The following is a 13,392-nucleotide window of genomic DNA, read 5'->3' as shown; positions in this document are numbered from 1 at the left end:
GACAATCAACCAGACAACTTATTTTTGCGCAACTTTAAGAATATAGAATAATTTTTTGGTAAAACGCATATCACTTTTTACCCGCCCCATAACCCACTGTTTAAATCGCCACTTATATACGAAAAAAAATCATACAATCTATAAATATAAAAGAAAGATTCAGGTTTTTTTGCAGTTAATATTATTGACTCGTTCCAATAGTCTTGCCGTTCCCAAAGGATGACCTTGGGATTGCTCCATAATAACCGTATTACAATCCAACAAGAAAAATAGAGGATAACTTATTACATAAGGCGCTTTGAGTAAATTATTTAGCTCTTCATCATTGCTCTCTTCAGGAACCATAGAGACTACTTTTCCATTAAAGATATTCATCTTGATATCTAAAACTCTAAACAACATTTCCCGATTAACTTTAAAGCTTGCATGATCATCATAAATATCAGCAGAGGTAGTAATCTCACGACCCAAAATGGTAACTCTGGCATTAAGATGGTACTGGTCTAATGGTGTTTTAATTAACTGGTTTACTTCCCAATACCCCTCTATTTCTCTCATGGGATTGAAGTAGGCATACAGAAAACCAAAGCTACTACCAATAATCCCACCCAAAAATGCAGATAGAACACAAAAACCAATTATTTTCTTGTACATAAAAACTCACCGTCCACTCGCCCACAAACGTTATAGCTTCCGTCACTATTTTTTTTCAACATAAGGTTAGGATGCTTACGATAAAGCTTTAAAAAATCCGCGTCTTTCTTTTCATCCAGATTAATAAGTATAGGCAAATCCTGATACTTTACTTTGAAGATGTTAATCTGGTATTCATTAAAGAAGAAAACAAATGAAAAATAAAAAGCCGCGCTAAAAGAAAGTACAACAAGCAATAACTGTGTTAACTGGAAAGGCTTTCTTACATTACGAGAAATTAATTGAGCGTCGTCATTAATTACCTCTAGCACTGTAGGAGTTAATTCATTTTCATCAGCGTTATAAAATACCCGTTTAGGCTCCAAACCTAAACAATATCCTTTTTTTGGTATAGTAATAATTAATTCATGTTTTTTATCATTTAGCGCATTGCGCAGGTTACTGATAGTTTGCGTCAAGGTATTGTCCGTAACATAGCTATCAGTCCAGATTGTCTTTTCTATTTGCTCACGAGAGACAGGGTCTGGATAATTATCACACAATAGAGCAAGAACTTCGGACTCTTTATTTCTAAGTTTTACCTCATTCCCATCGTGTTCAACCGCTCTAATCTTAGGGGTAAAAGTGATATCTCCAATAAAAATCCTATCCATTAGTCCTCCGTTTCAACATCCATGCCGCTTTGTCGGCCTGCTTGGACCTGTCCCATAGCAATAGAAGTTTCAGTATGGCATTGAAATAACTACACAACCCCTAAAAATATCAATCCATGAATGTTCTAACAAAAAATCAATAAACTATAAAACACCACATAAGCGCAAAATTCAATATAGAAATCCGAAAAATAGATTTTTACATCATATATCACACAAAAACATCGGCGATTCTCATGTAAGTATCCTCGCTTCAGTTCCACATTCTTTTTGAAATTTCCAGTTTATCGGCCATCAGCCGGTATGCTTTTGGTGTCAGATTATCCGGGGATGCATGGGGCCGCTCAATGTTATATTCAGCCAGCGATCCGTCATTTCCCGTGCTTCATTCAACGTTCTAAATAGGCAAAATCCAGTATTTCGGTCCAGTACGTCTTGTTAAAACGTAAAACATCCGATAAACGCGTTCAGTGTCGGCTTACCCGGTTTGATGAATTCTAGCCGCACACCATGGGTCTTCAGCCCATTGTGCAAAGCCAGTGATATCAGTTCCAACCCATTATCCATCCGCATCTTCAGCGGATATCCACGGTTTTCCTCTATCCTGTCCAGCTCGCGGACAGCACGCTGCGCTTGGATAGTCAGGTCAATTTCGATAGCCAGAGCTGCACGGTTAACATCATCCTTTACCTTGAAGCGCCGAAAACGTCGATCGCACACCAACTCGTCGTGCATAAAATCGATAGACCCGCTCTGATTGAGTACTCCCGGCGTGGCAGCGGAGTCGGATTACGATAACATAGCGGGGATAGCGCTCAGCATTCCAGACTCAGATCTGCAACCATCTGTTTCAGAAGATGATTTTATCCTCAAGATCTTTCATCTTTTTCATATCAGAGGCTCGCATCCCAACTTGCTTGGCTCTCCAGTTGTAGTCTGAGGCTTCAGAAACCCCAGCTGCGCGGCAGGCATCCTTAACGGTGCGTCCGGCTTCGACGGACTTCAGAACGGCAATGCTCTGGTGCTCAGTGAATCGGGCTTTTTGCATGGTGAACGCCTAAAAAGACATAATTAATATGTCGGTAGATCTTTAGAAGTAAATGGTTCGTTTTGATGGAATAGGGGCAGATCCAAAGGCTGCTCAATTTCTCCCGTTAGATATTTATGAGCCAACATTAAACAGCTACGAATATCAGAAACGATACCAAGAATCCGCGAAAACATTTCATGGATTGAACACCCGGAATTACAATTTGAAGGAGAGATAGTTGAAGAGTTTTCCAATTCGCCTTCTCTTTCAGAGAGATTAAATAGTAATACTAAAGAATCGTGAACACTTATTGATGAACACCGAATCCCAAGGGTGAACTCTATCAAACAAGGGCTATTCCTTCAGACGTATCTGAAGACGAACAAGCCGAACGAAGGAAACGCTCAAATGTAGGCCATAATGTAACAGGAATAATGGCACGCAGGTTTGAATCCTAACGTCAGGGTGAAATATATACAATCATAAGATTAACAAGTGAGATAGTCACAATTGTGCTGGCAGACAGTTTTGACAGTGAACAAGATATATAATTGATAGCATCAGGGGCCAACCCAGCCTATATCCCGACACCAACAGCAAATGATGCCATTCGAGATGCAGGTACCACTGGTGTCGGCGTTTTGGCCAAATATCTTAAGCAAAAAGTGGCAAAAGCGTTGATCTCAAAAGTTATCTCGCCCCCCTCAGCTATTGTTAAAGAAAAATAGGTTTTACTTTTAAAAAAGAACGTTTAATTAAGAGCTAACTAATCGAGATTGCCTACAGCTATAGCGTCGGCTATCTTATATTTACTCTTGAGAAAAAACCAACAACAACTATTACCAACAGTTTGTTAAACTCAATATCACAGACAATAATTTATTATTGTAAACAGAAAAAATCATGCTTTCGGAATATAAAAATTTTGAATATGAGCAAAGCCTCAAACTCATTTAACAATCGGCGCAAATGCTATCTATTTTTAATTATAGTTCCGCATCCCACCCCCTTAATTCATACCTTTGTTGTATTAGCGTAGCTCGACCACTTTGAATTTTATACAATGTAATCAACTTATAATTCCCAACGTCATTATCTAGCTTAATAATAGACATTAGATATTTATGTTCTATGGTTAGCATATCACGGAAATATGAAGATAACTCATTTCTGATAGTAGAGTTAATTCCAGTGAATAACAGGTTTATAAATTCATCGACTTCTACCCAACCTCCATCCGGTTTACTTTTTATTACGTTGATTATGTTATCTTTTGGCACCTTGGAGAGTAACAATATGAATATAAGTTCAACATGGCTTTCATTTATGGAGTTTATATTTATATGGACTTTATCATCAGGTAAATAGCAGACTCTATTTTTATCAAAATTTTTAATTTTATGTTCCACATTATTTCGCCCCAGAATATCTATAAGATATTTTGAGCTTTCTTCCCAAACTTTCTCGTCAACGCCAAGTTTTTTAGCTATATAGTCTAATTTCTCCCTATCTATCTTAGCTTTGTATCTCAAAGTATAAAATGCGTTTATATTAAAACACTCTGTAATAGAAATAATTGATAAATTTAATGCAGTACCACCCACTATTATTTTTTCATTCACAATCAATACTTCATCACTCTCAGCACTCATATTTATTTTTTTCATAGCAATGCCTTGCACACTTAATAACCATTCCTTTTCTTTATTTATCTCCAACACTCTTTTGTGAAAATAAAAGAATCTACTCCAAACATCATTCACCTTCATCAAGGCTGAACTCATAAGAGAAATTATGATTAAAACAAAGATCAGTGCAATACCTGATTGTTTCTTAATTAACATTTAATCATTGCCATTCATCATGATTATTTTATTAATTTCACCATACTTATCCAGATCTATAATAATTTCAATTGCCATCGGATGTTTACTAAATTCATTCCAGTAATCTTGCCATTTACCTTTTGAGAAAAACCTAAACTTTATGCTTTTCACTCCTGTTAATATTCGTTCTTTTATCACTTCACCTGATCTCTGAGGATAAAATAACGCATCATCAACATTAATTGCGCGAATTCTCTCTAAACTTTTATTATTAATCTTATATCCTACTTTTTCCAACTGATAGTAATAACCGACACTATTTACATTAAGTTTATTATTCCTCACTATTTCAATAGTATTGGATACACCTCCTGATTTACCAACAAAGAAATCGATAGGACCATTATTAGTGATCTCTTTTGGCGTTCTTACTATCGCATGAGTTAAATCATTCTCTATGATATAAATAGAATTTCTTATATCTTCAAGTTCATCTAAATGACTGATCACATTTGACGTCGTTCTCAATGTCACTTGCAATACCTGGTACATCGCTAAACTCAATAGTGAAAAGATACTGATTGCCAAAATCACTTCTATAAAGGTGAAGCCATTGTTATATTTCAGAATCAATTTATCACCCTGTAATATTTAAAATGTAAGGGAGTATCCATATTATTTTCAATTTTCACTTCAATATCTATTAACATCAAACCAAAATATTCAACATCTTCACTTCTGGCGCGCCACTGCCATTTTTTCTCGATCATATATTCATCACCAGAGATCCAATCATTACCAGGAGGATTGCGATTAAGTATCATTTCATTTAATTTATTTTCTGCTATTAACACAGAAAATATATCACTCTTAACCTGGTTATTTAAGTATATGCTTTGCGTCATAAATTGAAGTATAGCAAGACCTGTAGTGGAAAATATAATTAAGGAGAACATAACTTCAAGTAGAGTCATCCCTTTACTTTTTTTTATTATTACATCTGAAATATTCATGTTCTTGTTATATTTAAAGAATAGTTATTATAATCAATAACACTCACTCCGTATTTATCATACAGATTTATTGACAAACTTGATTCTGGTAATAATGGGTAAAGGATGAAATAAAAAAAATGATGATCTGAGTTTGCATCTCCCCATTCATCATACCCAGTCAACACAACTTTCATATCTAACACTGAATTGCCAAAATCTCTTTTTAATGCTTTTCTTCCATAATATACTTGCTCCCAGGATTTATCTGGCCAAAACTTGCTCTTTGCTATTTTATTGTCCCCGTTACATTCTTTTAAACATAGTTTTTCTACAGCCCATCCCTTTACATTTATTCTAATAATGTACACAGTCTGCTCAAACTTCCCTAGTTTTCTTATCCAATCTATAGTGGTATATAAATGCTCGGCCTCAGTAATAGCATCTTTTTTATCATCCTTTATTTTAAAAATAGCTATTACTGACATGGAGGATAAAATAAAAATTACCAACATTAATTCTAGCAATGTAAAACCATAAAACCTAGTTTTGCGTTCCGCTATCTGCATGCTCATTTAGCCAATTACCTATATCATCGCTAGTGCCGATTTCACCATCAGGACCTTTAGATAAAACATCTATACTGTTATAAAAACCAGGATTTTTTATTATATAACTATTACCCCATGGATCTTTCGGCAACCTACGTAAATAACCACCAGACCGAAAATTCTTTGGTAAAGGCTCTTCTAACGGCATTTCCACTAATGACTTAATTCCTTGCTCCTCGGAAGGGAATAATCCATTATCCAGCCTATACATATCTAAAGCATTTTCAAACGTAGCGATATCAGTAATAACTTTTTGTATATCAGCCTTACTTTTGTTTCCCATAAGATTAGGTATCGTTAAACTCGCCAGCAAACCCAAAATGACGATAACTATCATGACCTCTAGCAAGGTAAATCCTTTGTAATATCTACTTTTTTTACACATAATCTTTTAACCGCCCCAAAATAAATTAAGCCATATTGTTAAGTAACAATATTGGCTGTAAAACAGATAAAACAATAAATAGAATTAATGAAGCCATTATGATGATGAGTGTCGGCTCAAATATACTCATTGAGATCTCTATGATTCGTTCAAATTCCTCATCTATAATATCTGCCGTTTTTTCTAACATGATATTTAAATCACCGCTTTTCTCGCCTGAATAAATCATATGTCTGGCTAATGGAGGAAAAATATTGGTATGACTCAATGCAGCCGAAAGACTCGCTCCTTTTTCTACCAATGATACTCCCTGTTTCATTTCTAGTTTAATTGATTCGTTAGTTAAAACTGTCAAACCAATTTTCATCGATTGCATCAAAGGAATCCCACTAGAGCACAGTATAGCCAGCATTCTTATATAGCGTGAAGCATGTATCTTTTTAATCACTTTACCTATAACTACAACTTTAAGTAACTTTCTATGAACATAGAATTTATATTTTAACTTCCTCATACCAAAAACATTAATCATTAAAAAAATGACAATGGATATCATTAACAATGAAAAATAACTGCTCATAAAGTCACTTATCGACATTAAAACCCTAGTTGATAGAGGGAGATTTTGTTTCATGAAAACAAACTGTTCTATGACTTCTGGGATTACCGCAGTGAGTAAGACCGAAATAACTGCAAAAGACACTAATATAAGCATGACAGGATAGACTAATGCCTGAATGAATTTATTTTTATTAAGATGTGACTTCTCAATATTATCAGCCAACCGTTTCAGGATAAGATCTAACTTTCCGGATGATTCACCAGATTTTATCAATGCTCGGTACAACACGTTAAAATCTCGTGGAAATGATTCCAGAGAATCAGATAATGAGTAGCCAGAGATAATATTATTTCTTATCTTTTCTAAAGTGATAGATACTGATTTTCGTTCAGTTTGCTGCGATACGGCTAATAATGCCTCATCAACTGGGATGGATGCCGAAGTTAAAATGGCAAGTTGTCTCGTTAAAACCAACAGTTCTCTTTTATTAATTGTTTTCTTGATTCTTCCATACCAGTTTATAGCATTAACTTTTTTTATATTTAAGAGTGTTAATCCACGAGCACGTACTAGCTCTCTTGCCCCTCGGATACTTTCCGCTTCAACTTGCCCCTTACACCTTGAGCCATTCTTATTTATGGCAGAATATTTAAATATGATCATCAATATTCTCCCGAGTGACTCGAATCACTTCCTCTAATGTAGTCATTCCTTGTGTTATTTTAACTATCCCACTATTCTTTATTCCCACTGTTATTTTTCTTGCGAGTTTCTCTAACTCAATCTCACTACCTCGTCGATAAATACAGTTCCTTATGCTTTCATCCACAATAAGTAACTCATGAATAGCCGTTCTCCCTCTATAACCAATAAAATTGCATTGTTCACACCCAACGGCTTTAAAACCGGAAATTAAGCCATTATTTGCCTCATGCAAATCAGAAAATTGAAACTGGTGAGGGCTACGGCAGTAAACACAAAGTTTCCGTACCAAACGTTGAGAAATGACCGCCAGCAATGAGCTTGCCAACATAAAGGTTTCGATCCCCATATCTTGCAAACGAGTTACTGCGCCAGTGGCGGTATTGGTGTGCAGCGTTGAGAGTACCAGGTGGCCGGTTAATGAAGCCTGAGTCGCTATCTTAGCCGTTTCTGTGTCTCGTATTTCGCCAATAAGAATAACATCAGGGTCCTGCCGTAAAATGGCACGTAATCCTTTAGCGAAGCTCATATCCACTTTAGGACTAACTTGCGTTTGCGCGATACCATTAAGATCAAATTCGATCGGATCTTCTATTGTCATAATATTACGAACGCTACTATCAATTTCCATTAACGCAGCATAAAGTGTCGTACTTTTACCCGAACCAGTTGGCCCTACCACCAATATCATTCCATGAGGTTGCTGCAATAACTTCCTTATTAACTTATAGTTACCGCCCTCCACCCCAAGAGCCTTGAGATCTAACTTCACACTACTTTTATCCAAAATTCGCAGTACAACCCGCTCACCGTGGTTAGATGGTAAAGTTGACACCCTGACATCCAACGCTCGCCCACCGACTCTTACCGCAATTCTCCCATCCTGCGGCACTCTCTTTTCCGCAATATCTAGTCTTGCCATAACTTTTATTCGGGACACCAGTAAGGCCGTTAGTTCCACCGGCGGTTCAAGAATCTGATTTAGCATGCCATCAATTCTGAATCTTACTAGCAATCTTTGCTCGAAGGGCTCGATATGAATATCGGACGCAGCTTGCTTCACTGCTTCAGACAAAACGGCATTTATAAGGCGAATAATTGGCGCATCGTCGGTCGTATCCAGTAAGTCATCATCTTTTGGCAATTGTTCTATGAGGGTGCTAAGAGCTAATTCATTACCGATATCCGTCATTATTTGATGGGCTTGCTGGGCATCATTCTGGTAGAAATCGACCAACCTGGATTCAAACTCCTCATCGGTAACCAAGGCCAGTACTACCTTTCCAGAAGCAACTCTCTGCCCTTCGAGTAAATCATCAAACGACGCTGAACAACGGCAAACTAAATGACAACCATGTTCCATAGGGATAAGTAATACGCCATATTTTCTTGCCCAACTAAATGGCATAGGTTTATTAATTATGGTTGTCGACAGCGACTTCAATTAACCCCCCCTCTACCATAAAAAGAGTTAATATCTTTCTTTATTAAATTTATTACCTCTTTATTATTTATAGTAGACAATCTACGAACATCACTATATTCATTCACCTTAACTTCTGAATTGACTAACAAGCTTCTACTTTTTTCATTTTTTTCATTGAAAGCTCTAAACTTATCTGATGTTTCATATAAATATTCATCAGCCTCTCTTATTATTGTAGGCTTAATGAACAAAATTAGATTTCTCTTTTCTACTCTATCTTTATTTTGTCTGAATAATGCGCCAATGATAGGAATATCACCAAGTATAGGCACTTTGTTTATAACATTCGTAATTTTCTTGTCTAATAACCCGCCGACGACGACTGTATCTCCACTTTTAACCAGCACGGCATTATTGACGATTCTTTTATTGAACGTTGAACCTATATTATCTTTATCTGCACTAGAGTTCTCTGCCACACTTGATACCTCTTGGCGGATCTCCAGTAATACCGTATCCCCTTTATTTATTTGTGGTTTGACCTTTAAAATAATACCGACTGACTGACGAGATATCGTGTTATAAACCTTATCTGTGGGTGTCGTTTGCTGTGATGAAAGAACAGGTACTTCTTGGCCAACGCTAAATTCAGCATCCATATTATCCAGTGTTACTATGCTGGGCGTAGCCAGAATATCATTACTTGAATTTGTAGCCAGAGCGGTGAATAAACCCGCCCAATTTCCACGATAAAATCCCGTCGCCAGCCCGCTCATACCATTCACCACAGCACTCATATTCCCTTGAGCACTATTGGTTATTTTTCCAGAGTCAAGCAAACTAACACCACCACCGTGACTGTTTGCCCATTGAATCCCAAGGTTCATGCCTTCACCATCCTGAGCTTCCACAATAATGGCTTCAACCAGGACCTGAGCACGCCTAATATCGAGCTTAGTTATAACCTGCTCTAAATCATACATAACCGTAGGCGCTGCACTAATAATCAATGCATTAGTCTGATTATCAGCTTTAATCATGATTTTTTTATTTGGGGAAAAAGCAGGCACTGATTTTTTCTTATCATCTTTTAGGCTAGAACTTACACCATTTAACACATCTAGTAAGTTTTCAGCCTTGGCATACTTCAAATAAATCACTTTTGTATTTCCATCTGCCGTCTGTTCCTGATCAAGTTTCCTTATTATTGATACCGTATTTTTACGAGCCCCGGCATCTCCATTTATCAGGATTGAATTAGTTCTTTCATCAGCAACAAGCTTTACTTCCTGCGGCATTTCTTTCTTTGACGAGCTGTTTGCTCTCAAAAGTTCATTGACGATCCGTGCGATATCCATCGCAGATGCATGTTTCAGCTTAAAGACTTCTGCTATTGAGTCACTTTCACGATCAAATTTATCAATAATAGATATTAATCTATTGACCACTGCGGCTCTTCCAGTGATTAGCAACGAGTTATTCGGTTCGTAATGTACGATACTGCCAGAATCTGTATTATCATTTAATTGCCGTAATAACGGCGCTATATTTTTAGCTGAAATATACTTTAACGGCACTATTTTATTAATAAGCTCATCACCATTAAAAATATCATCCTGCGTAATAATTACTGATGCTGAGCCTTTTGCTCTTTTGGCGGGAACTACCTTCAATATATTATTCGGCATCTCAATTACAGTAAAACCATACACGTCAAGGACGTTAAGAAAAAACTGTCGATACTTATCTTCATCCATATTTTCGTAACTACGAATTGAAATTGTCCCCTTTACTTTAGGATCCATGATTATAGTTTTATTTAATATCCTACTTGCCGAGTTTACGAACTCTCTGATATCAGCATCTTCCAACCTTACAGTGTAATCATTTGCATAAGTTACAACCGAAAATAGCTGTACAGCTATGATGGCGACAGACAAGCACAGTTTGTTTTTTATATTTATAAAAATAATAAAAAACAAAAAAAACGGAAACTTACTTTTTTCCACATAAATAGTTCTTATAATAGAGAGCGGCATTGCTTACCCCTAAGTTATGAGATTATGAATTGATTACATAACGCCATCTCTTAAAATCATTATAAATAATTCACTATTCTTACTAACTACAATTCCATCTTCAATTATTTTTAAAATTTTAGTCTCACCATCACTAAGAAAATCATTTTTAAAATACGTTTTATTTATCTGATTACTTGAAACTATAGCCATAGATGATGAATTAGAACTGGTTATTGTTCCTGTCAGGCGTGAATCCCCATAGTATTTTTTAATGAGTAAAAACTCATCACGACTCATATTTTCAACGTCAATATCATCTAACTTTTTTGTGTATGTAGAAACAGCTTTTTCTTTTTCACCAAATATACCAATGGCTTTTACTCTATCTATATCGTAATTAATTTTATCCAACGATACTTTCTGATCTAACTTAACCTTTCTTTCATCATTTTTATATAAAATAACAACGTCATTGTTGGCATGAGTTTCGTTATAAAAATCATTTATTAATAAAAATGCATTATATATACAAAAAATTACGGGTAAAAAAATTGAAAACCTGTGAGAACTACTTAACAAAAAGGTGGCATAACTTAATTTAATAATTTTAAGCATTGACCACCTTTTTCCATTAAAAGTATGTTACTTAAATATAGCTGATAAGTGCTAATTATTTTTAGCACTTATCTAACTACTAACTTGAGATCAACAATAGCCATAAAAACGATCATCACAATGATTATTTCCTGTAGCACACAGCAAACTTGTATCAAGGCGCAAGCCATATCTGTTGATGGTTTTAATGATATCGGCAGGAATCTCAAATTCAGACAGTAAGGTTCTAAATTTGTGAATTAATTGATGGTAATTATTATCTGAAATACCTTTATGGTTTTCATACCAAACAACCTTTATAATATCTTGCTTTCTATTCACATCATTGAATAAGCACATAACCAAGCGTTTTTGCTTTTCATTAATGTTGATAGTTAGCTTTCTGTTATGAAAGTGGATTTTATTCATGCAACAATCAACGGATACCTCAGAACCATAGTCAATGATGCCTTTTCCGTTAATGTCGATAAACTTACTCTCAGTAACTACTGACACAGTATTAACATACATAGATAACTCCCCAAGTAAAATAATAAAAACAAAAAATACGTAAAATCATAATTATCAATAAACAATAAGTACGGTAATAATTATTGTTATCATCCGTTAGATAAAGCAAATCAAATTATATAAAAAGATATATTTTTATATATTATGTTTTCCAAAGCAATCTTTCACATAGACTCAAACGCACGCAACTCACTGAATATATGAAAGAAAAATACAAAACAAAGAGCAATGATTTTTGAATGTTAAATTATCACAGTCCCTTTTCACATCGAAATCATACTAATTAATCATTATGCATATCCATATAATTACATTTAATCTTTAAGAAGGTTTAGGCCTTACTGTTAAAAGTACAGATAATTACTGCATTTGAAAAGAGGAATTTATCGAAATAAGCAACCTATATATAACAGTTAAACTTAAACTTATAACAGAATACCATTTAATATGAGTTATCATTCATTATACCGCTGAAATAAGTAATTATTATCATGTAACTATAGTTCATAAGACATCTTTACTTTTATAAGAATTATATAATTACATCTAAATTCACTAGCTAATGAATTATTTATATCTTTGATGATAATTTTGTATTGAATACGAATATCACATCAAAATCAGTTAAGTTAAGTTAAGTTAAGTTAAGTTAAGTTAAGTTAAGTTAAGTTAAGTTAAGTTAAGTTAAGTTAACACACAATACGAATCCAGACTAAACAATCAAAGAACACAAATTAAAATTAATAGAATTGATTCCAATAAGAATATTTTATTAATGATGTTTATATATTTAATATTGCGTGAACATTTAATTTATTATTATCTATAGTTCAACACACACTATATAAAATCATTAATAAAATAGAAATTTTTATTTTTAACATCGATGTGGATAATATTAAGTTCAATTTACTACATGCTGTTACATTGTAAGAAAAAAAACTATTACTTCACAAAGTGAAACTCCAATTAAATAAAATTACGACATAAGTTTATCAATTAAAAACGGAGACCAACGCTAACCAACTTAAGGTTAGTGATAATAATACATTAGCATAGCCAACTCGCAAGAATAGCTTATTTGCTTTACTGAAAACCATTAAATTTAAACATCCTCTCGTAGACCGAACCCGCTATTTTTTATTTCATTAATCAATCCTTACTCAAAAATTTAATAAAATTAAAATTAAAAAGTTGGGTGTAATATGTAATAGACGTGGCTTTATCGTGTTCGGTAGTTAGTGAATTTATATTTTTTTTGCATTACAGCATTTAGAAAATGGCCTAAAAAAATAAACTCTATCAAGGCACTATAAAGCAAGCTGAAAAGCCAGCTCAGAAATTGGAAGTATATACATACAATATTGATGAGGTAGCGACCCAGCGTAATAAAAATGAACTTAAG

12 protein-coding genes and 1 pseudogene are annotated in these 13,392 nt (G+C 34.6%); all 13 read right to left on the bottom strand.

The features are described from left to right. Positions 1-159: 159 nt before the first annotated feature. Entirely contained in the window at positions 160-654 is a 495-nt protein-coding gene (locus ACQ4OC_RS15000; protein WP_064514865.1) for a hypothetical protein, read from the bottom strand. Beyond that, positions 639-1,307: a winged helix-turn-helix domain-containing protein gene (locus tag ACQ4OC_RS14995; protein ID WP_064514867.1), complete on the bottom strand. Its 669-nt coding sequence runs from the start codon at positions 1,305-1,307 to the stop codon at positions 639-641. Before ACQ4OC_RS14995 ends, ACQ4OC_RS15000 begins: the two co-directional genes overlap by 16 nt. Positions 1,308-1,560: 253 nt before the next feature. Further along, a pseudogene (locus ACQ4OC_RS14990) lies at positions 1,561-2,355 on the bottom strand (transposase). Positions 2,356-3,323: 968 nt separating this feature from the next. Then, a complete protein-coding gene (locus tag ACQ4OC_RS14985; RefSeq protein WP_430971311.1) occupies positions 3,324-4,181 on the bottom strand; it encodes a hypothetical protein in 858 nt (285 codons plus the stop codon). Further along, positions 4,182-4,796 (bottom strand): type II secretion system minor pseudopilin GspJ, encoded by a 615-nt coding sequence (gspJ, locus tag ACQ4OC_RS14980; RefSeq protein WP_162975232.1) that lies wholly within the window; start codon positions 4,794-4,796, stop codon positions 4,182-4,184. Beyond that, on the bottom strand, positions 4,793-5,176 hold the full coding sequence (gspI, locus tag ACQ4OC_RS14975) for a type II secretion system minor pseudopilin GspI (RefSeq protein WP_064514875.1): 384 nt from the start codon (positions 5,174-5,176) through the stop codon (positions 4,793-4,795). Before gspI ends, gspJ begins: the two co-directional genes overlap by 4 nt. Next, entirely contained in the window at positions 5,173-5,730 is a 558-nt protein-coding gene (locus tag ACQ4OC_RS14970) for a pilus assembly FimT family protein (RefSeq protein ID WP_430971310.1), read from the bottom strand. The genes gspI and ACQ4OC_RS14970 overlap by 4 nt, the downstream gene beginning before the upstream one ends. Beyond that, positions 5,699-6,151, bottom strand: a complete 453-nt coding sequence (gene gspG, locus ACQ4OC_RS14965; protein WP_064514879.1) for a type II secretion system major pseudopilin GspG — start codon at positions 6,149-6,151, stop codon at positions 5,699-5,701. Before gspG ends, ACQ4OC_RS14970 begins: the two co-directional genes overlap by 32 nt. Before the next feature lie 25 nt (positions 6,152-6,176). Then, positions 6,177-7,376, bottom strand: a complete 1,200-nt coding sequence (locus ACQ4OC_RS14960) for a type II secretion system F family protein (RefSeq protein WP_430971309.1) — start codon at positions 7,374-7,376, stop codon at positions 6,177-6,179. Continuing rightward, complete coding sequence (gene gspE, locus ACQ4OC_RS14955; RefSeq protein WP_430971328.1) at positions 7,363-8,823, bottom strand: type II secretion system ATPase GspE; 1,461 nt, start codon at positions 8,821-8,823, stop codon at positions 7,363-7,365. Before gspE ends, ACQ4OC_RS14960 begins: the two co-directional genes overlap by 14 nt. 32 nt (positions 8,824-8,855) lie before the next feature. Beyond that, positions 8,856-10,880 (bottom strand): type II secretion system secretin GspD, encoded by a 2,025-nt coding sequence (gene gspD, locus ACQ4OC_RS14950; protein WP_084414312.1) that lies wholly within the window; start codon positions 10,878-10,880, stop codon positions 8,856-8,858. Positions 10,881-10,913: 33 nt separating this feature from the next. Continuing rightward, entirely contained in the window at positions 10,914-11,477 is a 564-nt protein-coding gene (locus tag ACQ4OC_RS14945; protein ID WP_120806858.1) for a hypothetical protein, read from the bottom strand. Positions 11,478-11,567: 90 nt separating this feature from the next. Next, positions 11,568-11,987 carry a winged helix-turn-helix domain-containing protein gene (locus tag ACQ4OC_RS14940; protein WP_049599767.1) on the bottom strand — a complete coding sequence of 140 codons (420 nt, stop codon included), beginning with the start codon at positions 11,985-11,987 and terminating at the stop codon, positions 11,568-11,570. Between the last annotated feature and the right edge of the window lie 1,405 nt (positions 11,988-13,392).

The organism is Yersinia sp. J1 (assembly GCF_050586585.1).
Classification (GTDB): domain Bacteria; phylum Pseudomonadota; class Gammaproteobacteria; order Enterobacterales; family Enterobacteriaceae; genus Yersinia; species Yersinia entomophaga.
The sequence above is the reverse complement of the archived record's forward strand: the minus strand, read 5'-3'. Positions and strand labels throughout refer to the sequence as shown.

What these genes read in the sequence shown, in the direction of transcription:
- ACQ4OC_RS14945 (WP_120806858.1), bottom strand. Translation starts at nt 11,477, where the DNA reads ATGCTTAAAATTATTAAATTAAGTTATGCCACCTTTTTGTTAAGTAGT.
- gspG (WP_064514879.1), bottom strand. Translation starts at nt 6,151, where the DNA reads ATGTGTAAAAAAAGTAGATATTACAAAGGATTTACCTTGCTAGAGGTC.
- ACQ4OC_RS14970 (WP_430971310.1), bottom strand. Translation starts at nt 5,730, where the DNA reads ATGAGCATGCAGATAGCGGAACGCAAAACTAGGTTTTATGGTTTTACA.
- gspI (WP_064514875.1), bottom strand. Translation starts at nt 5,176, where the DNA reads ATGAATATTTCAGATGTAATAATAAAAAAAAGTAAAGGGATGACTCTA.
- ACQ4OC_RS14985 (WP_430971311.1), bottom strand. Translation starts at nt 4,181, where the DNA reads ATGTTAATTAAGAAACAATCAGGTATTGCACTGATCTTTGTTTTAATC.
- ACQ4OC_RS14960 (WP_430971309.1), bottom strand. Translation starts at nt 7,376, where the DNA reads ATGATCATATTTAAATATTCTGCCATAAATAAGAATGGCTCAAGGTGT.
- gspD (WP_084414312.1), bottom strand. Translation starts at nt 10,880, where the DNA reads ATGCCGCTCTCTATTATAAGAACTATTTATGTGGAAAAAAGTAAGTTT.
- ACQ4OC_RS14940 (WP_049599767.1), bottom strand. Translation starts at nt 11,987, where the DNA reads ATGTATGTTAATACTGTGTCAGTAGTTACTGAGAGTAAGTTTATCGAC.
- ACQ4OC_RS15000 (WP_064514865.1), bottom strand. Translation starts at nt 654, where the DNA reads ATGTACAAGAAAATAATTGGTTTTTGTGTTCTATCTGCATTTTTGGGT.
- gspE (WP_430971328.1), bottom strand. Translation starts at nt 8,823, where the DNA reads ATGCCATTTAGTTGGGCAAGAAAATATGGCGTATTACTTATCCCTATG.
- ACQ4OC_RS14995 (WP_064514867.1), bottom strand. Translation starts at nt 1,307, where the DNA reads ATGGATAGGATTTTTATTGGAGATATCACTTTTACCCCTAAGATTAGA.